A 23,208-nucleotide genomic window follows, 5' to 3' on the forward strand; every position below is an offset into this window, starting at 1 on the left:
AAATCATTATTCTGACAAGCGCACATAGATGTCGAACTGTTCGCCCTGTCGCTCGACGGTCACTGTCATTTCCGTTGCGCCAGCCATCTGCTGCATCGCCTGCATGGCTTGCATGTTGTCCCGTAAATCCAGCCCGTTGATGCTGATGGCCAGGTCATTGGCCTGCAGCCCGCTCTGGTTGAAAAACTCAGGATTGCTGCCCGGGTTGAGGCGATAGCCGGTCATGCGGCCATCCACCTGAACCGGTGAAATATTGAGGTAATCGGTGATCTTGCCCGGATCGGCCATCAGCTCGCTGCGCAGGGAACCAAGGGGGGCGGTGTTGGTCTGCGGCAGTGGCTTGCCATACTCCTCGCCATCCAGCATCAGGGTCTCGTCGCGGCCATCCCGCTCGATGATCACCCGATCCGGATAGACCTGCCGGATCCGCGCCTGGGTGCCGTCAATCATGTCACCGACCCCATAGGAGTTCTGGATGCCGGACATGGCGATGATGGCGATCGATTTGGCGGGATCCGAGCTTGCCAACACCCCGTTGAGCTGGGCATTGAGCTGGGTACGCGGCGCATTGGCGGCCACGGCGGCTTTGGCTTGCGCCTTGGGGATCGCCTTGCCAAACAGCGCCAGTCGGCTCACCTCGCCCAGTTCAAGGCGCGGGTTGCTCTGGCCGTTGACCGCCACTGCGGAGGGTTGCCACGGTTGGCTGGTTTGCGGACTTGCCAGGGTGAGCAGACGCCAGGTGAGGGCGGCGCTCTGCTGGGCCAGCATGATCAGCAGCGCCAGAAAGGCCACCTGGGTGACTCTGGTCATGGGAAGCCGCCGGCACTGGGTCAGCAGCATGGTCAAAATGTCATCCCTGAATCGTAGCGTCATATTAATCAACAAATTCCAGGCTCTGGGGCGGCTGCGTATTGTGTACGGCGGAGTGCTGTGACACAACGGGTCGGGGCGCGCCAAACCGTAAAAATGGATATTTCATCACACCGTAAACCTTTGAATGCTCACAAAAGTGGCACTCAGGTGAGGTGCATCCTGCTTGCCAGCGAACATCAGGGTACGGTGCGTACTCACCCTCGCCAATCCTGCAGCGCCTTGAGGGTCACGCTCTGTCCGGCGACCTGCAGCACTATGTATTGCTGGTCGATGGTAGCGAGCACGACTCCCGGGGCGATTTCGCTCCCCTCCCGGTATTCCCGGCCATTGAGCACCACGGCCCGCTTGGCGGGGTTGGAGGAGAACACATGAGAGCCGTAGCTCAATTGCGGGACCTGCTGGCGCACCGACTGGGGTGCCGAGCCCAGCGCCATCAATTGGGCTGGTTGCACGTTCTGGCTGGCGGCGTGTGGCGTCTCCTGCAATGGGGTCTCATTGAGGGCTTTCATCAGTTGCTCGGCCAGACTCAGCGCGGGGGTATTTCCCTGACTGGTCCCCTCGTTTTTGGCCACTGCTCTGGGTTGGACCACCGGCTCCGGCAGGGGCGGGGGCAGCGGACGGGTCACCATTGCCTTGGGTTCAACCCGCACGAAGGGCGGGGTGATCACCTCTTTCACCTCCACCTTCTCCTCGATGGGGCGCAGGTGGAGCAGATGCCAGCCATAGTTGGCGCCCGCCCCCAGCAACAGGGCCAGGGGAGCCAGCAGCCAGCCGATGCGGCGTGGGCTGCGCTCCTCTTCCCGAGGCATGGGCAAGCCCATGGCCGGAATATGGGCGGAGAGTTGCGGTTGCTGCGCACGGTGCAGCGCCTTGAGCAGGGTAGACATCAGGAGGCCTCCTCCAGTCTGGGCATGGGTTCACCGGAGAGGGCGTTGAGACGCAGCAGGGTGTTGCTGCCCGCGATGCCATCAGGGGTCAGCCCCTGATCCCGCTGGAACTGCTGCAGTTTGTTCTTGAGCTCGCCATCGAAGCGGCGCACCTTGCGCTCGGGTTGCTGCAGCGCACGGCTCAGGGCGTTGTCGAGCCATTGGATCTGGGTCTGACCGGCATTGCTGGCGATCAGGCTCACCCCCCCTTTCGGCATGCGCCAAAGCAGGGTGTAGCTGCCGCCCCAGTTGTCGCTGAGCCACTGGCGATCCACCTGCCAGCTCTGGTCACCTATCATCAGGCTGGCCTTGTTCGGCCCCAGATTGACCAGAGTCGCGTAGTAGAGGCCGCCAGTCTGGTCAGTGAGTGTGATCATGGCGGGATACTGCAGGGCGCGCAGCTCGTCGAGGCTTGCCTCTCCCTCCTGACAGCGCAGACCGGCACGGGGCGCGTTGTCACAGGTTGCCTCGAACGGTTCCGGTTCATAACCCCAGACCCGATAGAGATTCTGCATGGCGCTGTCGGGGTCGATGGCCTGATTGATCGCCTCGGTCAGCTGCTCCTGCTGCTCGGCGGTCTCGTCGATGGTGACCGGCACCTCGACCTTGACTACCGGACGGGTGGGGAACACGCCGAAAAATTGCCAGCCCCACCAGCCTGCGGCCACCAGCAGGGCGCCCGCCAGCGTCACCATCAGACCGGAGGCCCAGCTCCCTTCGTCCCGAACGCCATTGACCTCGAAGGCGGCCTGGCTGATATCGCTGTGGACAATCTTGTAGCTGCCACGGGCGAAAGCGGCGATCAGGGCGCGGTCACAGATGAGGTTGATGAAACGGGGGATGCCGCCACTCAGGCGATGAAGCGTCTTGATGGCGCGCGGGGTGAAGATGGGTTGTACGCAGCCTGCAACTTGCAGCCGGAAGCGGACGTAGGCATCCACATCGCTGTGAGAGAGCGGCAGCAGGTGATAGCGGGCGGTAATGCGCTGGGCCAGCTGACGCAGCAGGGGTTGGCGCAGCATCTGTTGCAGCTCGGGCTGACCGATCAGCACCACCTGCAGCAGTTTTCGTTCGTCGGTTTCGAGGTTGGTGAGCAGGCGCAGCTGCTCCAGTACGCCGGGCAGCAGGTGCTGCGCCTCATCCACCAGTACCACGCTGCGCTTGCCTGCCGCCAGGTTGGCCAGCAGGTGATCGCGAATAAGGTCGAACAGCCGCTTGATCCCGGCATCTTCGGGATAGGGGAGTTGAAACTCGTCGCAGATGGCAGCCAGCAGATCCCGTTCGGTCAGGGAGGGGTTGAGGATATAGGCGATCTCGGTATCGGCGGGGAGCTGTTGCAGCAGGCAGCGGGAGACGGTGGTTTTGCCGGTGCCCACTTCGCCGGTCAGCAGCACAAAGCCGCCGCCATCCTGCAATCCATAGTTGAGATGAGCAAGGGCTTCGCCGTGGCGCTCGCTCATATAGAGGTACTTGGGATTGGGCGAGATGGAAAACGGGTGTTCCGAGAGGCCAAAGAACTGTGTGTACATGAGGGTATTCTTTTGTAGCCGGCGACAGATGAAAAATGTCTTCGGATGATAGCAAACCTCGCTTTCATTGGAAGCCATCATTGGCGCCGAAGGGCAAATTGCGGCCTTTTCCTGCCATCTTGTGATCCCGGTTGCGTCATTGGCACAAGTCCGGATCACAATATGACAAAAAATAGCTGTAAATAAAGGGAAATATCAATATGGGCGCGGCCTGGCAAAGGCCGTCAGCATGGCGCTGAATCGGCGATCGCCAGACCTGTTTGTATACAATTCATGGCGCCTGTTGCTCTGTCAGCCATCAGGGCAAGCTGGTCGGCATGTACTTGCTCAGTGGTGATCCTGAAACTGCGCGGCAATCTCCCTGAACTGCGCTTCGCAAGCGAGAAACGCCGCGACAATGCCGGGATCAAAATGGCTGCCGCTCCCCTTCACGATGATCTCCTTCGCTTCCTCATGGCTGAAAGCAGGTTTGTAGACTCGTTTCGAGATGAGGGCATCGTAGACATCTGCTACCGCCATCAAGCGCCCGGAGAGGGGAATGTCCTTACCCGCCATCCCAGCCGGATAGCCGCTGCCATCCCACTTTTCGTGGTGGGTGAGGGAGATCTCCCGGGCCAGCCGCAGGAAGGAGTTGGAGCCCAGCTGCGCCTCAGCGCTCGCCAGCGCATCGGCGCCGATCTGCGGGTGGCGCTTCATGATGGCGAACTCCTCGTCGGTCAGCTTGCCCGGTTTGAGCAGGATGGCATCGGGAATGCCCACCTTGCCCACATCGTGCAGAGGGGCCGACTTGAACAGCAGATCGATGGTGGCGTCATCGAGCGGATAGCGATCCCAATCGCTGCGACTGAGGTATTGCGCCAGCGCCTTCACATAGTGCTGGGTGCGGATGATATGGGCGCCGGTCTCGTTGTCACGGGTCTCCGCCAGCGAGGCGAGGCCGAGGATAGCCACGTCGCGGGTCAGGTTGAGCTCGTCGCTGCGGGATTTCAGCTCGCCGATCATCTGATTGGTGCTGGCTGCAATCAGGCCGAATTCGTCATCCCGGGTGACCGGCACCCGGGCGTCGAAGTCACCACACTGTACTCTGGCCATTGTGCTGGTCTGGTGGCGCAGGGATAGGCCGAGATTGCGACCATAACCGTGGATGATGAGGGCGAGATAACAGAAGGTCACCGTCATCACGAAGGCGATCTCCCACAGGATGTAGTGCTGGGCATCGACCCTCGGCAGGCTGCGCTCCACCGTCACCAGCCACTCCAGATCCTTGTTGAACAGCAAGAAGAAGACGCCTCCCAGCAGGGTGAGGGTCGCCAGGGTAAAGAGGGTGAACTTGCGTGGCAGCGGCATGGCCAGCGGGTGGCTCAGCGCCAGGCTCTGCTCGGCTTGCCGTGCTCTGGCCCGATGCAAGTCCCGCTCCAGAGTCAGATCGGCCGCCACCAGAAAGCCGAGGGTAGTCATCCCCAGCAGCACCTTGAGGTGACTCTCCAGCGGAAAGTCGTGAGCCAGTGCGTTGTAGCCAGAGAGCAGCAGTGCTCCCAGCAGGTAGAAACCGACCTCCAGTCCAAACCCGTCCAGCCCGTTGCGCGGCTGGGGCCGCCTTGAGAGCAGCCAATTGCGCACGGCGAACATGATGGCGAAGGTCACCAGGGTTGGCCCCAGCAACTGGGGCAGGGTGAGACTCTCGAGAAACGGGCAAACCTGCCAGCCATAGAGACAAAATAGTGACAGGGTTACCCCGTAGTGCAGGGCGCAACGCCCCGTGATCCTCTGCATATTCCCACCCATGTTGCTGGTTATTGTTATGTCGGCGGGAGACCCGCTATTACAGGCGCCGCAGCAGCAGGCTACCGATGGAGTAGCCAGCGCCAAAGGAGCACAGTACGCCGCGAGCCCCCGCAGGAAGGTCGCGATTGTACAGATGAAACGCGATGATGGAACCCGCCGAGCTGGTATTACCATAGCTATCAAGAATGACCGGCGCCTCCTGCTGGCTGGCATCGTGACCGAGCAGCTTGCGGCCGATGAACTGGTTCATGGTGAGGTTGGCCTGATGGAGCCAGAGCCGGTTCAGGCTCTCGGCGGGCCAGCCCTGCTCGTCGAGCTGGTTGGCAATCTGGTCGCACACCAGCGGTAACACCTCCTTGAACACCTTGCGCCCCTGCTGGCGAAACAGCTTGTCGTCGCCGTAGCGGGTGCGCGGGCTCAGCCGGTTCAGAAAGCCGAAGTTGTTGCGAATGTTGTTGGAGTATTGGGTCACCAGCTTGCTGGCCACCAGTTGCCATGGATTGGCCACCTTGCAATCGGCTTCCCGCTCCAGCAGCACCGCGGTGCAGGCATCGCCGAAGATAAAGTGACTATCCCGATCGCGAAAATTGAGGTGCCCCGAGCAGATCTCCGGATTGACTACCAGCGCCACATTGGCGGTGCCAGCCGCCAGCATGTCGGCGGCTGTCTTGATGCCGAAGGTGGCGGACGAGCAGGCCACGTTCATGTCAAAGGCCATGCCGCTCGCCCCCAGATAGTGCTGCAGCTCGATAGCCAGCGCCGGGTAGGGGCGCGGCATGTTGGAGGCGGCCACGATCACCAAATCGATCTCGCCGGGCTCGCGACCGGCGGCGATCAGCGCCTGCTCGGCGGCGGCCACCGCCATCTCCACCATGATGGAGGGCATCTCATCGGGCCGCTCCGCCAGCAGCGGCTGCATGATATCGGGGTTGAGCACCCCCTCGCGGCTCACCAGATAACGGCTCTTGATGCCGGAGGCCTTCTCGATGAACTCGCAACTGGAGTGCTGCTTGGCGGGGAGCTGGCCGGCGTCGATGGCAGAGGCGTTCTCCTCGTTGTAGAGATCTACATACTGGTTGAAGGCAGCCACCAGCTCTTCATTGCTGACGGCAAAGGGTGGGGTATAGAGGCCTGAGCCACTGATCACGATAGAGGTCATCTTTGCTCCTCGCCGGGTGCGTTCCCGGCTTGTCGGTTTATAGGGTAGAGAGGGTTACAGCTGGTCGATCGCCGCAGCGAGACCCGCCAGGGTCAGCGGATGCATTCGCCCGCCAACCACGTCATTCATCAGCTTGATGGAGGGATGCCAGAGCCACTCCCGGCGCGGGGTGGGGTTGATCCACACCAGTTTGGGAAAGTGCTGCTGCAAGCGGGTAAGCCACACCTGACCCGACTCTTCGTTCCACTGCTCGACACTGCCGCCTGGCCAGGTGATCTCGTAGGGGCCCATGGTGGCATCCCCCACCAGGATCACCCGGTAGTCGCTGCCGTAGGTGCGCAGTAGCCGCAGGGTATCGAACCGCTCCTCAAGGCGGCGGGCGTTATCCTTCCAGACGAAGTCGTAGAGGCAGTTGTGAAAATAGAAGTACTCCAGATGCTTGAACTCGTGGCGCAGGGCGGAGAAGAGGCGCTGCACCTCGGCCACGTGGGCATCCATGGAGCCTCCCACATCGAAGAAAACCAACAGCTTCACCCCGTTGTGGCGCTCGGGCCGCAGTTTCACATCGAGCCAGCCCTGGCGGGCAGAACTTTTTATGGTGTCGTCGAGATCCAGCTCGTCGGGATTGCCTTTGCGCACCCAGCGTCTGAGTTTGCGCAGCGCGAGCTGAATGGCGCGCTGGCCAAGCGGTGAGTCGTCGCTGAAGTTGCGATAATGTCTGGCCTCCCACACCTTGGCCGCCTTGCCATGCAGCCCCTCTCCACCCATGCGGACTCCCTCGGGGTGAAAACCGCCGTGACCAAACGGGCTGCTGCCACCGGTCCCTACCCACTTGTTGCCACCGGCATGGCGCTCTTTCTGCTCGTTCAGCCGCTGAGTAAGGGTTTCCAGCAGCTTGTCGAGTCCGCCGAGGGATTTGAGCTGTGCCTTCTCCTCTGGGCTCAACAGCCGTTCGAACTCCTTGCGCAGCCACTCCTCGGGCAGGCTTTCCGGCAGCAGGGGGATGGCTTCCAGCCCCTCGTAGTATTCGGCGAAGGCGCGATCGAAGCGATCGTAGTGGGCCTCGTCTTTTACCAGCAGGCAGCGGGAGAGCTGGTAGAACTCCTCCATATCGACAGCGACCAGCCGGGCAGCCAGTGCGGCGTGCAAGTCCAGCAGCTCACGCAGGCTGCACGGCAGCTTGTGGCGGCGCAGGTGGGTAAAAAAGTCGATCAGCATGGGTCAGCTGCCGCGCCGGGCCAGAAAGGCGAGCTTCTCGAAGAGATGCAGGTCCTGCTCGGTCTTGAGCAGGGCGCCATATAGCGCGGGCACCAGCTTGCCGGGCTCGCGGGCACGCATTGCCTCGGGGGCGATATCGTCGGCCAGCAGCAGGCGGATCCAGTCCAGCAGCTCCGAGGTGGAGGGCTTCTTGCGCAGCCCCTCTACCTCGCGCAGCTCGAAGAAGAGCTCCATTGCCTCGCCAAGCAGGCTCTCCTTGAGGTCGGGGTAGTGGAGTTTGACGATGGCCTGCATCTCGGCCTTGTCGGGGAAGCGGATGTAGTGAAAGAAGCAGCGGCGCAGGAAGGCATCCGGCAGCTCTTTTTCGTTGTTGGAGGTGATGATGACCACCGGCCGCTGGCGTGCCTTGACTCGTTCGCCGGTCTCGTAGACATCGAACTCCATCCGATCCAGCTCCAGCAGCAGATCGTTGGGAAATTCGATGTCGGCCTTGTCGATCTCGTCGATCAGCAGCACAGGTCGCTGCTCGGCGCTGAAGGCCTGCCACAACTTGCCTTTACGAATGTAGTGGCTGATATCGGCCACTCTGGGATCGCCGAGCTGGGAGTCGCGCAGCCGGGCCACCGCATCATATTCGTAGAGTCCCTGTTGGGCCTTGGTGGTGGACTTGATATGCCAGGCAATGAGATCGGTGCCAAGATGATTGGCGACCGCTTCCGCCAGCACCGTCTTGCCGGTGCCCGGCTCCCCTTTGATCAGCAGCGGTTTTTCGAGGGTGATGGCGGCATTGACTGCCATCTTCAATGCATCGGAGGCGAGATACTGGCTGCTTCCTGAAAATCCCATAACGTCGGTTCCTTTGACGATTGGCGCCCAGAGTCAGGGGCCAGAGAGAATAAGCTCTATATGTTGTAATACCATATGGTTATAACGAATAGTCACTTCTCATTCAGAAACCACAGGGTAATCTTGTTTCATCGTCGTAACAAACACAGGGATAGCACCATGAGCAAAATTTTTGAGGACAATAGCCAGACTATCGGTCACACCCCGCTGGTTCGTCTCAACCGTGTTACCAAAGGCCGCGTGCTGGCCAAGATCGAGAGCCGCAACCCCAGCTTCAGCGTCAAGTGCCGGATCGGCGCCAACCTGATCTGGGATGCCGAGAAGCGTGGCATCCTGACCAAGGGTAAGGAGATCATCGAGCCCACCAGCGGCAACACGGGTATTGCTCTGGCATTTGTTGCGGCTGCTCGCGGCTATCCCATTACCCTGACCATGCCGGCAACCATGAGTCTGGAGCGCCGCAAGCTGCTCAAGGCGCTCGGTGCCAATCTGGTGCTGACCGAAGGGCCGCTCGGCATGAAGGGCGCCATTGCCAAGGCCAACGAGATCCTCGAGTCCGAGCCGGGCAAATACGTGCTGTTGCAACAGTTTGAAAACCCAGCCAACCCGGAGATCCACGAAAAGACCACTGGCCCCGAGATTTGGGATGCCACTGACGGTGAGGTGGATGTGTTCGTGGCCGGGGTCGGTACCGGCGGCACCATTACCGGTGTCTCCCGCTACCTGAAGAAGACCCAGGGCAAGGCGGTGGTCTCTGTTGCGGTCGAACCTGCCGAGTCGCCGGTCATCAGCCAGAAGCTGGCCGGTGAAGAGATCAAACCGGGCCCCCACAAGATCCAGGGTATCGGCGCCGGCTTTATCCCGGGCAACCTCGACCTCTCCCTGATTGACCGGGTCGAGCAGGTGACCAGTGACGAAGCTATCGAGATGGCTCGCCGCCTGATGGAGGAGGAGGGGATCCTGGCCGGTATCAGCTCCGGTGCTGCGGTGGTGGCTGCCAGCCGTCTGGCCGAGCTGCCGGAATTTGCGGGCAAAACCATTGTGGTCATCCTGCCGAGTGCGGCGGAGCGTTACCTCTCCAGCGCCCTGTTTGCCGGGGTGTTCAGCGAGCAGGAACTGCAGCAGTAACTGATCGGAATCTTTCAAAACAGCGGCGCTCCCAAGAGCGCCGCTTCTTTATGGGCTAGACTCAACCCCTGATAGTGTCACTTGATCCTTATTTTTTGGGGTAAAATAACAAGTTCCGGAGTGAGAAAAAAAGCAGACATTCCGCTCTAAATCTCATATCCTGTGCGGCGTCACGCGGTGTTTGCTGGCTGGGTATCACAAAGTAACAAAGTGTTATTTTTCGTTATAAAATAATTTCAGGCCAGTCCTGATGCGGCTTGTAGCCCAATAACTGAAAATTGCCAACCAGCGCGCCGATTACTGCACAGAAACTTGACCTGGATTAAACCATTGCGGGTCTGCTTTCGTTACTTTACAACATATCCATACTGACACGGTGGGTCAGGTTGCTTCAAAAACGACCAATCCACCAAAAAATATCAATAATATGGGGTGAAACCATGTACGAGAAGTCTGTTGTTATTACTGCTGAAAACGGCCTGCACACCCGTCCGGCAGCTCAGTTCGTGAAAGAAGCCAAAGAATTCCAAAGCGAGATCACTGTGGTCTCCGGTGGCAAGTCCGCCAGCGCCAAGAGCCTGTTCAAGCTGCAGACCCTGGGCCTGACCAAGGGCACCAACGTAACCATCCAGGCTGACGGCCCGGATGCCCAGCAAGCTGTTGAGAAGCTGGTTGCCCTGATGGACGAGCTGGAGTAATCCAGCTTTAGATTCCTCCCCCACAGTCGTTTTAATAGGAAGGATTATGATATCTGGCATTCTTGCGTCCCCCGGTATCGCATTCGGTAAGGCGCTTCTTCTTAAAGAAGATGAAATCGTTATCAATCAGGGCAAAATTTCTGCTGATCAGATTGATGCCGAGATCAACCGTTTCCTCGAAGCTCGTACCAAGTCAGCTGCCCAGCTGGAAGCCATCAAAGAGATGGCCGGTCGCACCTTCGGTGAGGAAAAAGAGGCCATCTTCGAAGGCCACATCATGTTGCTCGAAGATGAGGAGCTGGAAGGGGATATCAAATCCTTCATCAAAGAGAACAAGGCATCCGCCGACAAAGCCATCTATGAGGTGATCGAGCAGTACGCCAAGATGATGGCCGAGCTGGATGACCCCTATCTGCGCGAGCGCGCCACCGACTTCCGTGACATCGGTACCCGTCTGGTGAAGAACGTGCTGGGCATCGCCGTTGTCAACCTGAGCACCATCGACGAAGAGGTGATCCTGGTCGCCAAAGACCTGACCCCGTCTGAAACCGCTCAGATCAACCTGAAATATGTGCTGGGTTTCGTTACCGACATCGGTGGCCGTACTTCCCACACCTCCATCATGGCCCGCTCCCTGGAGCTGCCGGCCGTGGTAGGCACCAACGACATCACCGAGCGCGTCAAGAACGGTGATATGCTGGTGCTGGATGCGATCAACAACCAGATCATCATCAATCCGACCGCTGAACAGCTGACCGAAGCCAAGAAGTTCCAGGCTCAGTTCCAGGCCGAGAAAGATGAGCTGGCCAAGCTGAAAGATCTGCCAGCCATCACGCTGGATGGTCACCAGGTCGAAGTGTGTGCCAACATCGGTACCGTCAAGGATACCGAAGGTGCCATCCGCAATGGCGCCGAAGGCGTGGGTCTGTACCGTACCGAGTTCCTGTTCATGGACCGTGACGCGCTGCCGACCGAAGAAGAGCAGTTCAAAGCCTACAAAGAAGTGGCCGAAGCGATGCCGGATCAGCCGATCATCGTGCGTACCATGGACATTGGCGGTGATAAAGAGCTGCCCTACATGAATTTCCCGAAAGAGATGAACCCCTTCCTGGGCTGGCGTGCCGTGCGTATTTTCTTCGACCGCGAAGACATCATGCATGCTCAGCTGCGGGCCATTCTGCGCGCCTCTGCCTTCGGCAAACTGCGCATCATGTTCCCGATGATCATCTCTGTCGAAGAGTTCCGTAGCCTGAAAGCTACCGTAGAGACGCTGAAAGCCGAACTGCGTGCCGAAGGCAAAGCCTTTGATGAATCCATCGAAGTGGGTATCATGATCGAGACCCCGGCCGCTGCCGTGATGGCTCATCATCTGGCCAAGGAAGTGGATTTCTTCAGTATCGGTACCAACGACCTGACCCAGTACACCCTGGCTGTCGATCGTGGTAACGAGATGATCTCCGCCATGTACAACCCGCTGTCACCCTCCGTCCTGACCCTGATCAAGATGGTTATCGATGCGTCCCACGCCGAAGGCAAGTGGACCGGTATGTGTGGTGAACTGGCTGGTGACGAGCGCGCTACCCTGCTGCTGCTGGGTATGGGTCTGGATGAGTTCTCCATGAGCGCCATCTCTGTACCGCGTATCAAGAAGCTTATCCGCAACACCAACTTCGAAGATGTGAAGGCAATGGCTGATCAAGCACTGAGCTTTGCCACCGCTGCTGAAATCGAAGCGTGCGTAGATAACTTTATTAAGCAGAAAGCAGTCTGCTAAGATCGGCTGCAAACAGCGACAAATCATCTCTAGGAGCTTTATATGGGTCTGTTTGATAAACTGAAGAAACTGGTTTCCGACGATAGCTCTGACACCGGCGGCATCGAAATCTTTGCTCCGCTGTCTGGCGAAATCGTGCCGATCGAAGATGTGCCTGACGTTGTCTTCGCCGAGAAGATCGTTGGTGACGGTATCGCCATCAAGCCGGCTGGCAACAAGATGGTTGCGCCGTGCGATGGTACCATTGGCAAGATTTTCGAGACCAACCACGCGTTCTCTCTGGAATCCGACTCCGGTATCGAGCTGTTCGTTCACTTCGGTATCGACACCGTTGAACTGAAAGGCGAAGGCTTCAAGCGTATCGCTCAGGAAGGTCAACAGGTCAAGCGCGGCGACACCATCATCGAGTTCGATCTGGCCGTTCTGGAAGCGAAAGCCAAGTCTACCCTGACTCCGGTTGTCATCTCCAACATGGACGAGATCAAAGAGCTGATCAAAATGACTGGTGCCGTGACTGTGGGCGAGACCCCGGTTATCCGTATCAAGAAGTAATGCCCGGCTGGCTCACGCCAGTTGCGCAGTAAAAAACCGAGGCCTTGTGCTTCGGTTTTTTTATGGCTGCGAGTCGGCTTTTCTTTCTGGTTATTACTCTATTCCGTCGAGATGACAACCCGGTTACGGCCCTGATCCTTGGCCTGATAAAGGGCCCGATCGGCCATCATCAGCAGATAGTCGATGCTCTCCTGCCCCTTCATGCTGGCACACCCCAGACTGATGGTGAGGGAGAGCTGTTTCCCCTGCCATGGCAATCGGGTGGTACTGACATGCTGGCGCAGCTGTTCGGCGCGCCGTGCCGCCTGTTCAATATCGCAACCAGGCAGGATCAGCAGAAACTCCTCTCCACCCCAACGGGCCAGACTCTCCCCCGGCAACAGCTGGCTCGCCATGGCGTGGGCGACGGCGCAGAGCGCGGCATCACCCGCAGGGTGGCCGTAGCGGTCATTGACCTGTTTGAAATGGTCGATATCTCCCAACACCACCGAGAGGGGCTCACCTTGCAACCAGAGGGCCTGCAACTGTTGCTGGGCGCCACGCCGGTTGGTCAGTTCGGTGAGCGGATCGGTGCAGGAGAGGCGGCTCACCTCCTCCACCATACACTGCAGGTCGTGGATATCGCGAAAGGTGACGATATGGCCATCCGGGATGGCATCGGCTCCCAGCTGGGCAGTGACGATAAACCAGCGCGACTGACCGCTCTTGCAGCGGATCAGCGCAGGCATCTCGGCAACCTCCAGCCCTTGCGACAAGCTCTGTTCTACCTGGGAGTGCCAGGAGTCGATGATGGTGCGGCGATATCCTTCATCCGGGTAGGCGACCTGAAACCAGGAGGCCATGTCCGGCAGATCGTCAAGGTTGTAGCCCAGCTGCTCAATAAAGGCTTTATTCAGAAAGCGGTGGCGCCGCTGCGGGATCATGTCGGGTGAGCAGCCATCGTGACGGGCAATGGATTCTGACACCAGAATAGGCAGCGGGATCACATCGAAGGAGCGAAACAGGATCTGTTGCAGTTCTCGGTCATTCATAGGAAAAGCGGCTCCACGATGCATCTTTTACATGCTTTACCATAGGTCAGACCTGTTTGGTGGTAAACCGATTTATAGCGGTTACGCCGCCGGTTTTTCAGCCAATGGCAAAGGCGAGAAAATGGCGGGGTTGTTTGCCGTGGCCGTATCGGGTGAAAGCTGGGCAGGCTGAGGAGAAGCGGCGAGGCAAAAGGGTCAAAAAAAACCCACATGGTCAGGCACATGTGGGTCGGGAAAAACCAGGCAGGGTAAAACAGACACTCCCTGTGTCGGTCATCTTTAGCTCAGGTGGAGGTGGTCCATCTGCTGGAGCTTTTCGGGCCAGGGCCCCTGCTGGTGGTCACCAAATCCTCACGCGCTCGGAAGGTGGCAGATAGAGCTTGTCTCCCGGCTTGATGGCAAAGGCGCGATAGAAGGCCGGCATATTCGCGACGACGCCATTGACCCGGTACTCCAGCGGCGAGTGGGGATCTGTCTTGAGCAGAACGGCAGCGAGCTCGGGCCGGTACTTCCCTTTCCACACCTGTGCCCAGCCGATAAAGAATCGCTGCTCGGCGGTGAAGCCATCGAGCACCGCTGGTTGGTGGTTGCCCAGGGCGAGCTGGTACGCCTTGTGGGCGATGGTCAAGCCGCCGAGATCGCCGATGTTCTCGCCAAGTGTCAGCTGGCCGTTGACATGCTCCCCCTTGATGGGCTCGAAACGGTCGTACTGTTTGGCCAGTTTTTGCGCTCTGGCGGTGAACTCCTTGAGATCGGCCGGAGCCCACCAGTTGTGCAAGGCACCGTTGCCATCGAATTTGGCCCCCTGATCATCGAAACCATGGCTCAACTCGTGACCGATGACCGCGCCGATGGCGCCATAGTTGACCGCATCATCCGCCTTCAGATCGAAGTAGGGTGGTTGCAGTATGGCTGCCGGGAAGACGATCTCGTTGTTGTTCGGGTTGTAGTAGGCGTTCACCGTCTGCGGATTGTCGAACCACTCCTCCCGATCCACCGATTGATGGAGGCGGGCAAGGTGCTCGTTGTAACGCACCCTGGCCGCGCGCTGGGCATTGCCGACCAGATCATCGGGATGGATCTCGATTGCGCTGTAATCCTGCCACTGGTCGGGATAGCCGATCTTGACCCGTACCTTCTCCAGTTTTGCCAGCGCCTGCTGTTTGGTCGGAGCAGACATCCAGTCGAGCCCACCGATCTCCTGGCGATAGGCGGCGATCAGATTGCGTACCATGGTCGCCATCTGTGCCTTGGCTTCGGCCGGGAAGTAGCGCTCCACGTAGAGTTTGCCCACCGCCTGACCCAGATAGTCGTCCAGCACCTCCATGGCCTGCTTCCAGGGCTCCCGCTGACGGGGGATGCCGCTCAGGGTCGTGCCGTAGAAAGCGAAGTGCAGGGCATTGCTCTGGCTGTCGAGATAGGGCGCATAAGTGCGTAGCAGATGGAACAGGCAGTAGGATTGCCACTGCGCGATGCTGGTCTCCTGCATCACGGCGGTCAGCTTCTCCAGATAGTCCGGCTCACTGACGATGATCTCCGTTTCCCCGGCGATACCGGCCTCTGTCAGGTAGCGTTGCCAATCCAGGGTGGGCAGCAACTGACTGAGGCGGGCGATGGGCAGTTTGTTGTAGGTGAGGTTGTCATCCCGCAGCTTGACTCTGCCCCACTGCAGGCTGGCGAGCCGGATCTCCAGCGCAAGAATGCGATGGGCCTGTTCGCTCGCCCCCTCGACGCCGGCATGGTTGAGCAGGGCTCTAATGAATTGCTCGTAGCTGGCCCGCAGAGCCTTGCTGGCGGCATCTTCTTTCAGGTAGTAGTCCCGATCCGGCAGACCGAGGCCGGATTGCTGCAGATAGATCCCGTAGCGGTCAGGCTGCTTCTTGTCGGCCATGAACCCGATACCAAAGGGAGCGCCGCCCCCCAGCTTGTTAACCCGGGCAAAGTAGGTGGCCAGCGAGGCGCCATCATGGATGGCCATGATCTCGTCGCGCAGTGGCTGAATGGGGGTCAGCCCTTTGGCATCCCGTCCGGCCTGATCCAGATAGCTGGCGTAGAGATCGGCGATCTGCTGGCGAGGGGTTCCGGCCTGTTGCGGGCGCTTGAGCAGCTCCTCCAGCAACACCTTGCGATCCTCCAGCGACTTGTCCGCCAACAGATTGCCGATGGTCTGCCCCGGCATGTCATCCGGTATCCGGGTCTGTGCCAGCCAGTTGCCGTTGACGTGGCGAAACAGATCGTCCGCCGCGCGCACGCTGTTATCCATGCTGGCCAGCTCCACCCCGGAGTGGCCGCTGGCGGCACCGGCGCATGGGGCCAGGCCAAGCAGGGCCAGCGCAATGAGGCTGGCGATCATGCTGCGTTGCTGTTTCATCGTGTGTGTCCTGTATTGGGGGCCAGTGGTGGATTGGCTGTAACCGATGGGCTCTCAGCTGCGAACGACCGAGAGGAAGCGACCGTCGTGATTGAAGGTGCAGGTAAAGTCGACCAGATCATCATCGGTCTCGTACTGGCCATAGACCTTGTATCTCTGGCCGCTCTCTTCTGCCGACTCGGTGGTGATATCGCGGGGGGAGACATGGAATTTGCTGGCCGCTTCCCCCGAGCAGTAACGGGGCATCTTGCTGGTGGCCATATGCTGGTCATCGCTATCGTCATGCTGGCCATCATGCTCGTGTTTGTTATCGCTGTGCTTTTTCCCGGCGTAATAGCCAGCAGCGCCGATGGCACCCAGCGCAGCTGCACCTATCAGGACTTTCTTGGTGTCCATATTCTGGCAGCCGCTTAATGCCAGACAGGTGGCTATTCCCATTACCATCAAGGGGTGTTTCATCTCTCGGATCCTTTCAATTATCAAATGAGCAAGTCGGTGTCAGCAGGGTGGTGGTCACAGTGCCCGGCGCTGGAATGGCGCCACTTTGCAATGGTCAGGATGAAGAGGACACTCAAATAAAATTAAAAAAAGTTATAAAAATCCGGGAGCCGGAGCGAGCGCGGTATGGGGGCGCGGTGAGGGGAGAAGGGCGCAGGTTTCATCCATGCGGTAAGTAGTGATGTAGGGCAAGTGTTTGTTTTTAGACTTTTATTTCTCTTTATATTTTATCAAGAGTGGTGGCTGTCTGTTATGCGGCGGCCAGCCATGCTGGGAATGGGGAACTGTCTCTATTGCTATAAACAGGGCATAAAAAAGCCGCTCACCTGGGTGAGCGGCTGTTGCCATCAGATCAGTGCAGTTCGCTATCAGGCTGGCTGCTTGCCATCTTCCGCGGGTGGCGGCAGAGCGGCGGAGTTGGACTCCACCTTCTGCTCTTCGCCCTGCATGTTCTTGATGTAGACATCCATCTGGTTGAAGGCGATCTCGATGCCGTTCTCGCGGAACAGCTGGTCGATCTTGCGGTTCAACTCGTCCACCGCCGGGTTGCGATCCCCCAGTTCGCTCACGAAGAAGCGCAGCTCGTGATCCAGCGTGCTGGCGCCAAAGGTGAGGAAGTAGACGATGGGGGCCGGGTCTTTCAGCACCCGACTGTTTTCGTCGGCCGCCTGTTTGAGCAGGGTGCGGGTCAGCTCCAGATCCGAGCCGTACGCCACGCCCACCCGTACGATCACCCGGGTGACGGTGTCACTCAGCGACCAGTTGATGAGCCGTTCTGTCATCAGTTGCTGGTTGGGGATGATCACCTCTTTGCGGTCGAAGTCGGTCAGGGTGGTGGCGCGAATGCGGATCCGCGAGACGGTACCGGAGAAGGAGCCGATGGTGACGGTGTCACCGATCCGCACCGGACGCTCGAACAGGATGATGATGCCGGAGACGAAGTTGGAGAGGATCTCTTTCATGCCAAAACCGATACCGACTGACAGACCACCCGCAACCCACTGCAGCTTGTCCCACTGCACGCCCATCATGGAGAGAGCGGTCAGGGAGCCAAAGCCGATCAGCACGTAGTTGAGCATGGTGGTGATGGCGTAGGCGGTCCCCTGAGCCAGGTTGAGCTTGGAGAGCACCAGCACCTCCAGCAAGCCCGGCAGGTTGCGCGCCAGTGACCATGCACCGCCGAGCAGCAGGAAGCCGATCAGCACGTCACTGAGGCTGATGGGGAACAGCACGGCGTTGGCGCCGGTGCCTTCGCTGCGGTGCCACAGCACCATGCTGTCGAGGTAGGAGAAGACCGCGACCAGATCGGACCAGAGCCAGTAGAAGGCGACGCCGAAGATCAGCATCAGCACGGTACGGGTCAGACGCAGGGACTGCTGGCTGACATCCTCCAGATCCATGGGCTGCTCTTCGATGGACTCGCCACCTTCTGCATCTTCCGAAGATTTGTGCTCACGCTTGGCCACCGCACGGCGGTAGGCCAGACGACGTGCTGCTAGCTCCAGACCACGCAGGGCGGTGCGGTAGACCAGGCTCCAGATGATGATGAGGTAGAAGGATTCGATCAGGCGACCGGTCAGCTTCAGCGCGGTGTAGTAGTAACCGAGCACGGCCAGCACGATCAGCGCCACCGGTGCCAGCGCCAGGGCGATGGCGATCAGCGACTTCTGCATGCTCGCCTCGCCCTTGATGCGGGCGCGGGAGATGGGGAACACCAGATAGGCGGCCAGCCCCAGCAGGGTCAGGGTCATGGCCTGGCCGATCACGTCGTTGCCCAGGGTGGAGGGTTCAACCACCGCCTTGGTTGCGAGCATGATGAGCGGCAGCAGTGGCAACCAGATGTAGCGCATGCTGTTGCGCTTGGCTTGCAGCTCCGCTTTCGGGATCCGGAAGTGGGTCTCGGCGATGCCGCCCGGGCGCATCACCGCCAGATAGACGCTGAACACCAGATAACCGAGGGCGAGGTTCAGGGTGATCTGGAACATCAGCTTGGGACTGAGCAGACCGCAGTAGGTCAGCAGCAGACCGCCAGCCAGAATGAACATGCTGCCCGGCAGGCGTTGCAGTACGGTATAGAGCAGGGCGCGCGGGGTGTGCCACTGGCTGTCCTGACGGAAACGGCCAAGGTCCTTGGTGATCTTCTTCTCGCGCTCAACCAGCGCCGGACGTTTCCAGACCAGCAGGCCGCCGATCAGCAGCAGCGGGAAGGCGAGCAGGGAGATCCCCAAGAGCTCTTCGCGCCAGCGTTTCCAGTCCGGTTTCAATACCCAGTCGGAGGCCTGTTTGTAGGCCTGGGCGGGCCAGCTGATAAACCACTTGCTGTCGATGGGCTTGTTGCTGCTTACCCAGAAGATGTGTTGCTGCAGGGTAAATTCGATAGAGGCATAGACCCGCGCCAGCTGCTGCTGGGTCAGCTGCAGGCTGATGGCGTTGGTGAGCTGGCTGTCGAGTTGGCGGTTGAGCTGATCGAGCAGATTGATGCGGGTGTCGAGCAGCTTGGCAAGGCTCTGCTTGTCCTCCTCGCTGACCGGATCCTTGCTGCCGGCGATCAGATTGTCCAGATAGAGGTTCTTCTGGAACAGCTGGTCACGCTGCTGGCTCAGTTCAAACTGGGCCAGATGCAGATCGGCGATCTGCTCTTCCAGGTTTTTGACGGCGATGGTGGGCGCCGCTTCCAGCTGCTGGTAGAGCTGATAGAGGATGCGTGACAGCAGCAGATTGCCCTTGAGCATCTGCACCTGTTCATTGAGGTTGCGCTCGGTCTGGATGCCGCGCTCCAGCCAGCTCTTGGCTTGCAGGTTTTTTTGCACCAGCGAGTTGAGGCTGGTGGTGGCACCGATCAGCTGCTGGCTGAGCTGGTGGTTGAGTTCCTGCTCTTTTTGCACCAGCGGGCTGTCTTCGGTCGCCACCAGTTCACCGGTCTGCTCGGCGGTTTTCTCTGTGTCGCCGAGTCGCTTGGCGCTGCTCTGATCCTGCAACAGCTGCAGTTTTTGCTCTTCGCTGGCGAGACGGGCACTCTGGTAGTCGCGCTGCTTGATCGCCAGATCCTGCATGCTGGTACGGTTATCCAGCTCCTTTTGCAGGTGGGCAAGTTGCAGGTCGAGCAGGGCCAGTTCGGCACCGAGCTTCATCTTCTCGGCGCTGGAGACGCTTTCACCTGCGTTGAGGCGGGTACGGATCTCCTGACTGCGCTGGTAGGCACGGCTCATGCTGGCCTGGGCCCGCTCCGGCAGGGTCTGCAAGCTGGTGAGCTGGCTGCCGATGGCGCCGAGGGCCTCCTGGGCCGCCTGCATGTTGGCCAGCACTTCCGGCTGACGGCTGTCGAGCTCTGCCAGACTCATGCTGGCGTATTCGCTCTTGATCTGCTCGGCACTCTTGCCCTTGGTCAGGGCATCGAGCTTGGCGCTGATCTCTCTGAGTTCGGTGGGCAGGTTGCGGATCCGCTGGGCCTGGGTCTTGGCCTTCGCCTCTTCCTTGTCGATGCTGTCGAGCAGGCCGAGGGTTTCGGTCAGCAACTTCTGATCCGCTTGCTGACTGACGGTCAGGGTCTCTGATTTACCCAGACCATCCAGCGCTCGCTGAACTGCGTTGCGAGAGGGGACATCTTGCGCCATGGCTTGCGGCACGCAGAGGCTGGCGAGGAGACAGAGCAGCGGCAACAGGGTGGCCGAGACTCTTTTAAAACGTATTGAGGGCATATAACTTCCGGGTTATTACGCGATATTCGGGAGATTTCCCGCATAGATTAAATTCGCGTGGATTCTAACACCGGGCTTGTCAGGTAAGCAGGGGGGAGGGACAAAAAAAACGGCGCCCGCAGGCGCCGTTTTCAACTCGTTCAGCTCTGATTAAAGAACGTGAACAGAAGCGGTGTTGGTGGTGCCGCTCGGTACCAGAGCACCGGAGACCATCACAACCACGTCACCTTTCAGACCCATGCCGATTTCCAGCGCGGCTTCTTTACCGATGCGATAGAAATCGTCGGTAGAAGCGATGCTGTCAACCACGTGGGCAACCACACCCTTGGTCAGAACCAGCTGGGCAGCAGTTTTCTTGTTGGTGGTGATAGCCAGGATCCAGGCTTTCGGGAAGTACTTGCGAATGGCCTTGGCAGACTTGCCGCCTTCGGTAGCGACCACGATCAGCGGGGCGTCCAGCTTCTCGGAGGTCTCTACGGCGCCTTTACATACGGCTTCGGTGATGCGCAGCTTGTTGCTGTCGTTGGCAGCAGACAGGTTGGACGGCATCACGGCATCGGTACGCTCGCAGATGGTGGCCATGATGGTCACGGCTTCCAGCGGGTACTTACCCTTGGCGGATTCACCGGACAGCATGACTGCGTCGGTACCGTCCAGGATGGCGTTGGCCACGTCACCAGCTTCGGCGCGGGTCGGACGCGGGTTCTTGATCATGGAGTCCAGCATCTGGGTGGCAGTGATAACCACTTTGCGGGCTTTGTTGCACTTGGCGATGATCATCTTCTGGGCGAAGATAACTTCTTCAACCGGGATCTCTACACCCATGTCACCACGAGCAACCATGATGCCGTCGGAAACAGCCAGGATCTCGTCGAAGTTGTCCAGACCTTCCTGGTTTTCGATCTTGGAGATGATCTGGATGTTCTCGCCACCGTGGGCTTTCAGGTGCTCACGGATTTCCAGAACGTCTTCTTTCTTACGGATGAAAGAAGCTGCAACGAAATCAACGCCTTGCTCGCAACCGAAGATCAGGTCGCGCTTGTCTTTCTCGGCCAGGGCCGGCAGCTTGATGGAGACGCCCGGCAGGTTAACGCCCTTGTTCTCGCCCAGGTCACCGTTGTTCAGCACTTTACAGATAACTTCGCGCTCGGTGATTTCGATAACGTCCAGACCGATCAGGCCGTCATCAACCAGGATACGGTTGCCGACGCGCAGATCGTTGGCGAAACCTGCATAGGTCACGGCCACTTTGTCTTTGTTGCCAACCACGGTCTGGTCGGTGGTGAAGGTGAAAGTCTGGCCAGCGACCAGCGCGACGTCGTTGCCGCCTTCCAGCTTCATGGTACGGATTTCCGGACCCTTGGTGTCCAGCAGGATAGCTGCGTGCTTGCCGGTCTCGGCCATTACAGCGCGCAGGTTGCTGATGCGGCTGCCGTGCTCGGCGTAGTCACCGTGGGAGAAGTTCAGGCGCATGACGTTCATGCCGGCGTCCAGCATTTTGGCCAGCATTTCTTTGGATTCGGTCTTCGGACCGATGGTGCAGACAATTTTGGTCTTTTTCATGTCAATCTTCATGGTTAAGGAATTTCCGCCGAGCAATATACACCAGTTTTTGGAATCTTTTTATGATCCAGAAACAACGTTTTGACCAGATAACGTTTTCTTTTCAGGGATAACGTTTTCCTGTGAGTCACATTTTAGAGCATACGGCCACAGGTTCGGGCTAAAGGGATACAAATGTTGCCATCTGTGGTTGTTTGGCCGGGTTGAGGTTCAGATGTTGTAAAATGACCACCCGTCCGCTGTCACCGTCTTGTCACCGGCTTGCGCAAAAATGTTAGTTCATTGGCGCAAGGGTGAAGGAGGCAGGGATGAAAAACAGCCATGAAACCGGATGGGCTCTGCTCTTGCTGGGCGCCGCCCTGCTGCTGGTTCAGACGCTGCCAGCCCGCTACTGGCCTGACAATGCGCGACTGCTGGCGATCTTCTCCCATCCAGTGAAAGGGGAGGCGGCCGAGGGATTAGCGTGGCGAGAGTGGCAGGATCACAGTGCAGCGACCCGGATGGCGCTTCGCGCAGCCCGACTGCAGCCGGAAGCGTCGCAGCCTTGATATCTATTGCTGCTTACCGGTCGTGAAAGCGTGAAATTATCAACCATTAGTTGATAGTTCTTATCTATCTTGCCGGATTGTCCACCTTTCATGGCGGGAGGATAATCGATTCCAACAGCGATATCCCCTCCGGTATCGCCCCCTGATACTTTGTTGGAGTCTGCTTTATGTCCCTCGCCCCCGTCTGGTTTATCTCTCACGGCGCACCGGATCTGGTGCTGCGTGAGCAACCCGCCACCCGCTTTCTGCGAACCTTGCGTCTGGGTGAGCTCAAGGGGCTGGTGGTCATCTCCGCCCACTGGTTCAGCCGCGAGTTGCAGATCAACGTCGAGCCCAAACCGGCCTTGATGTACGACTTTTACGGCTTCCCCGAGCCCCTCTACCGGATGCGCTGGCCTGCCAGCAGCCCCGAGTGGTTGCAGCAGGGGGTGAGCGACCAGCTGGCACTGGCCGGACTGACCGCGACCCCGGTGCGGCGCGAGCTGGATCACGGGGTCTGGTCGCCGCTCTCTCTGATCGACCCAAACAGCGAGATCCCGCTGGTGCAGATCTCCATTCCCGCGAGCTTCACCCCGGCCCAATTGTGGCAGTTGGGAGAGGTATTGGGGGCGCTGCGTAGTCAGGGGATTGGCATCCTCGCCTCCGGTGCCATCACCCACAACCTGCGGGCGCTGGCACCGGAAGGCTCGCCGGTGCCAGAGTGGGCCAGCCAGTTTGTCTACTGGCTGGAGGAGAAGATGGCCGACGAGGATAGGGTGGCGCTGCTCGACTATCGCCAGCAGGCTCCCGGTGCGGTGGAGTCCCATCCCCACGACGACCACCTGCGCCCGCTCTTTGTGGCGTTGGGGGCGGCCGATGGTGTGGCGCCCACCCGGCTGCACGAGAGCTGGGATGGCGGCAGCCTCTATATGGGCGCCTACCGCTTCGGTTGATAGCCTCTCAGCAAGACCCCGCCAATTGGCGGGGTCTTGTTATTTACGGTGTAGTGATTTAGCCGATGGTAGTGGTGAT

At 59.2% G+C, this 23,208-nt stretch carries 18 protein-coding genes; 6 read left to right on the forward strand and 12 right to left on the reverse strand.

Annotation, left to right across the window (positions count from 1 at the left end; translation table 11 throughout):
* Nucleotides 1–6: 6 nt before the first annotated feature.
* The 7 genes from exeC to I6L46_RS02250 all read right to left on the reverse strand — a co-directional run bounded on the left by exeC (nt 7) and on the right by I6L46_RS02250 (nt 8,336).
* Nucleotides 7–840 carry a GspC family type II secretion system variant ExeC gene (gene exeC, locus I6L46_RS02220; protein ID WP_279490970.1) on the reverse strand — a complete coding sequence of 278 codons (834 nt, stop codon included), beginning with the start codon at nt 838–840 and terminating at the stop codon, nt 7–9.
* A 227-nt stretch (nt 841–1,067) separates the two neighbouring features.
* Nucleotides 1,068–1,760, reverse strand: a complete 693-nt coding sequence (exeB, locus tag I6L46_RS02225) for a GspB family T2SS assembly factor variant ExeB (protein ID WP_216977273.1) — start codon at nt 1,758–1,760, stop codon at nt 1,068–1,070.
* A complete protein-coding gene (locus I6L46_RS02230) occupies nt 1,760–3,328 on the reverse strand; it encodes an ExeA family protein (protein ID WP_216977274.1) in 1,569 nt (522 codons plus the stop codon). Before I6L46_RS02230 ends, exeB begins: the two co-directional genes overlap by 1 nt.
* A gap of 327 nt (nt 3,329–3,655) precedes the next feature.
* Entirely contained in the window at nt 3,656–5,101 is a 1,446-nt protein-coding gene (locus tag I6L46_RS02235; protein WP_216977275.1) for an HD domain-containing phosphohydrolase, read from the reverse strand.
* Nucleotides 5,102–5,150: 49 nt separating this feature from the next.
* Nucleotides 5,151–6,272, reverse strand: a complete 1,122-nt coding sequence (locus I6L46_RS02240) for a beta-ketoacyl-ACP synthase III (RefSeq protein ID WP_139459968.1) — start codon at nt 6,270–6,272, stop codon at nt 5,151–5,153.
* Nucleotides 6,273–6,326: 54 nt separating this feature from the next.
* On the reverse strand, nt 6,327–7,490 hold the full coding sequence (locus tag I6L46_RS02245; RefSeq protein WP_216977276.1) for a VWA domain-containing protein: 1,164 nt from the start codon (nt 7,488–7,490) through the stop codon (nt 6,327–6,329).
* Between the two features lie 3 nt (nt 7,491–7,493).
* On the reverse strand, nt 7,494–8,336 hold the full coding sequence (locus tag I6L46_RS02250) for a MoxR family ATPase (protein WP_216977277.1): 843 nt from the start codon (nt 8,334–8,336) through the stop codon (nt 7,494–7,496).
* A gap of 159 nt (nt 8,337–8,495) precedes the next feature.
* Here I6L46_RS02250 and cysK point away from each other — a divergent pair, with 159 nt between their 5' ends.
* The 4 genes from cysK (at nt 8,496) to crr (ending at nt 12,488) form a co-directional block, all read left to right on the forward strand.
* Nucleotides 8,496–9,464: a cysteine synthase A gene (cysK, locus tag I6L46_RS02255; protein ID WP_181269038.1), complete on the forward strand. Its 969-nt coding sequence runs from the start codon at nt 8,496–8,498 to the stop codon at nt 9,462–9,464.
* A 440-nt stretch (nt 9,465–9,904) separates the two neighbouring features.
* The gene (locus I6L46_RS02260; RefSeq protein WP_005338266.1) at nt 9,905–10,162 is read left to right on the forward strand and encodes an HPr family phosphocarrier protein; all 258 of its coding nucleotides are present in this window, start codon (nt 9,905–9,907) and stop codon (nt 10,160–10,162) included.
* 46 nt (nt 10,163–10,208) lie between these two features.
* Nucleotides 10,209–11,936, forward strand: coding sequence for a phosphoenolpyruvate-protein phosphotransferase PtsI (ptsI, locus tag I6L46_RS02265; RefSeq protein WP_005359034.1), 1,728 nt, complete (start codon nt 10,209–10,211; stop codon nt 11,934–11,936).
* A gap of 42 nt (nt 11,937–11,978) precedes the next feature.
* Entirely contained in the window at nt 11,979–12,488 is a 510-nt protein-coding gene (crr, locus tag I6L46_RS02270) for a PTS glucose transporter subunit IIA (RefSeq protein WP_005338264.1), read from the forward strand.
* Nucleotides 12,489–12,586: 98 nt separating this feature from the next.
* Here the strand turns inward: crr and I6L46_RS02275 are convergent, their stop codons facing one another.
* The 5 genes from I6L46_RS02275 to pykF form a co-directional block, all read right to left on the reverse strand.
* On the reverse strand, nt 12,587–13,519 hold the full coding sequence (locus I6L46_RS02275; protein ID WP_139429278.1) for a GGDEF domain-containing protein: 933 nt from the start codon (nt 13,517–13,519) through the stop codon (nt 12,587–12,589).
* Nucleotides 13,520–13,859: 340 nt separating this feature from the next.
* Entirely contained in the window at nt 13,860–15,890 is a 2,031-nt protein-coding gene (locus I6L46_RS02280; protein WP_216977278.1) for a M13 family metallopeptidase, read from the reverse strand.
* A gap of 54 nt (nt 15,891–15,944) precedes the next feature.
* Complete coding sequence (locus I6L46_RS02285; protein ID WP_042083678.1) at nt 15,945–16,349, reverse strand: hypothetical protein; 405 nt, start codon at nt 16,347–16,349, stop codon at nt 15,945–15,947.
* 407 nt (nt 16,350–16,756) lie between these two features.
* Complete coding sequence (gene mscK, locus I6L46_RS02290) at nt 16,757–20,086, reverse strand: mechanosensitive channel MscK (protein WP_136501503.1); 3,330 nt, start codon at nt 20,084–20,086, stop codon at nt 16,757–16,759.
* A 150-nt stretch (nt 20,087–20,236) separates the two neighbouring features.
* Nucleotides 20,237–21,649 (reverse strand): pyruvate kinase PykF, encoded by a 1,413-nt coding sequence (pykF, locus tag I6L46_RS02295; protein ID WP_031227651.1) that lies wholly within the window; start codon nt 21,647–21,649, stop codon nt 20,237–20,239.
* Between the two features lie 308 nt (nt 21,650–21,957).
* On the opposite strand from pykF, the gene I6L46_RS02300 reads away from it, so the two are divergent.
* Both I6L46_RS02300 and I6L46_RS02305 read left to right on the forward strand, forming a co-directional pair.
* Nucleotides 21,958–22,197: a hypothetical protein gene (locus I6L46_RS02300; protein ID WP_201991704.1), complete on the forward strand. Its 240-nt coding sequence runs from the start codon at nt 21,958–21,960 to the stop codon at nt 22,195–22,197.
* Nucleotides 22,198–22,364: 167 nt separating this feature from the next.
* Nucleotides 22,365–23,129: a class III extradiol ring-cleavage dioxygenase gene (locus tag I6L46_RS02305; RefSeq protein ID WP_216977279.1), complete on the forward strand. Its 765-nt coding sequence runs from the start codon at nt 22,365–22,367 to the stop codon at nt 23,127–23,129.
* Nucleotides 23,130–23,208 lie beyond the last annotated feature (79 nt).

It is taken from the genome of Aeromonas sp. FDAARGOS 1416 (genome assembly GCF_019048085.1).
Classification (GTDB): domain Bacteria; phylum Pseudomonadota; class Gammaproteobacteria; order Enterobacterales; family Aeromonadaceae; genus Aeromonas; species Aeromonas veronii.

Bases quoted from the DNA above. Each gene is read 5' to 3' on its own strand.
- I6L46_RS02275 (WP_139429278.1), bottom strand. From the start codon at position 13,519: ATGAATGACCGAGAACTGCAACAGATCCTGTTTCGCTCCTTCGATGTG.
- I6L46_RS02240 (WP_139459968.1), bottom strand. From the start codon at position 6,272: ATGACCTCTATCGTGATCAGTGGCTCAGGCCTCTATACCCCACCCTTT.
- cysK (WP_181269038.1), top strand. From the start codon at position 8,496: ATGAGCAAAATTTTTGAGGACAATAGCCAGACTATCGGTCACACCCCG.
- I6L46_RS02235 (WP_216977275.1), bottom strand. From the start codon at position 5,101: ATGCAGAGGATCACGGGGCGTTGCGCCCTGCACTACGGGGTAACCCTG.
- I6L46_RS02230 (WP_216977274.1), bottom strand. From the start codon at position 3,328: ATGTACACACAGTTCTTTGGCCTCTCGGAACACCCGTTTTCCATCTCG.
- I6L46_RS02260 (WP_005338266.1), top strand. From the start codon at position 9,905: ATGTACGAGAAGTCTGTTGTTATTACTGCTGAAAACGGCCTGCACACC.
- crr (WP_005338264.1), top strand. From the start codon at position 11,979: ATGGGTCTGTTTGATAAACTGAAGAAACTGGTTTCCGACGATAGCTCT.
- I6L46_RS02300 (WP_201991704.1), top strand. From the start codon at position 21,958: ATGAAAAACAGCCATGAAACCGGATGGGCTCTGCTCTTGCTGGGCGCC.
- I6L46_RS02250 (WP_216977277.1), bottom strand. From the start codon at position 8,336: ATGGGATTTTCAGGAAGCAGCCAGTATCTCGCCTCCGATGCATTGAAG.
- exeB (WP_216977273.1), bottom strand. From the start codon at position 1,760: ATGTCTACCCTGCTCAAGGCGCTGCACCGTGCGCAGCAACCGCAACTC.
- I6L46_RS02280 (WP_216977278.1), bottom strand. From the start codon at position 15,890: ATGAAACAGCAACGCAGCATGATCGCCAGCCTCATTGCGCTGGCCCTG.
- I6L46_RS02285 (WP_042083678.1), bottom strand. From the start codon at position 16,349: ATGAAACACCCCTTGATGGTAATGGGAATAGCCACCTGTCTGGCATTA.
- I6L46_RS02305 (WP_216977279.1), top strand. From the start codon at position 22,365: ATGTCCCTCGCCCCCGTCTGGTTTATCTCTCACGGCGCACCGGATCTG.
- mscK (WP_136501503.1), bottom strand. From the start codon at position 20,086: ATGCCCTCAATACGTTTTAAAAGAGTCTCGGCCACCCTGTTGCCGCTG.
- pykF (WP_031227651.1), bottom strand. From the start codon at position 21,649: ATGAAAAAGACCAAAATTGTCTGCACCATCGGTCCGAAGACCGAATCC.
- I6L46_RS02245 (WP_216977276.1), bottom strand. From the start codon at position 7,490: ATGCTGATCGACTTTTTTACCCACCTGCGCCGCCACAAGCTGCCGTGC.
- ptsI (WP_005359034.1), top strand. From the start codon at position 10,209: ATGATATCTGGCATTCTTGCGTCCCCCGGTATCGCATTCGGTAAGGCG.
- exeC (WP_279490970.1), bottom strand. From the start codon at position 840: ATGCTGCTGACCCAGTGCCGGCGGCTTCCCATGACCAGAGTCACCCAG.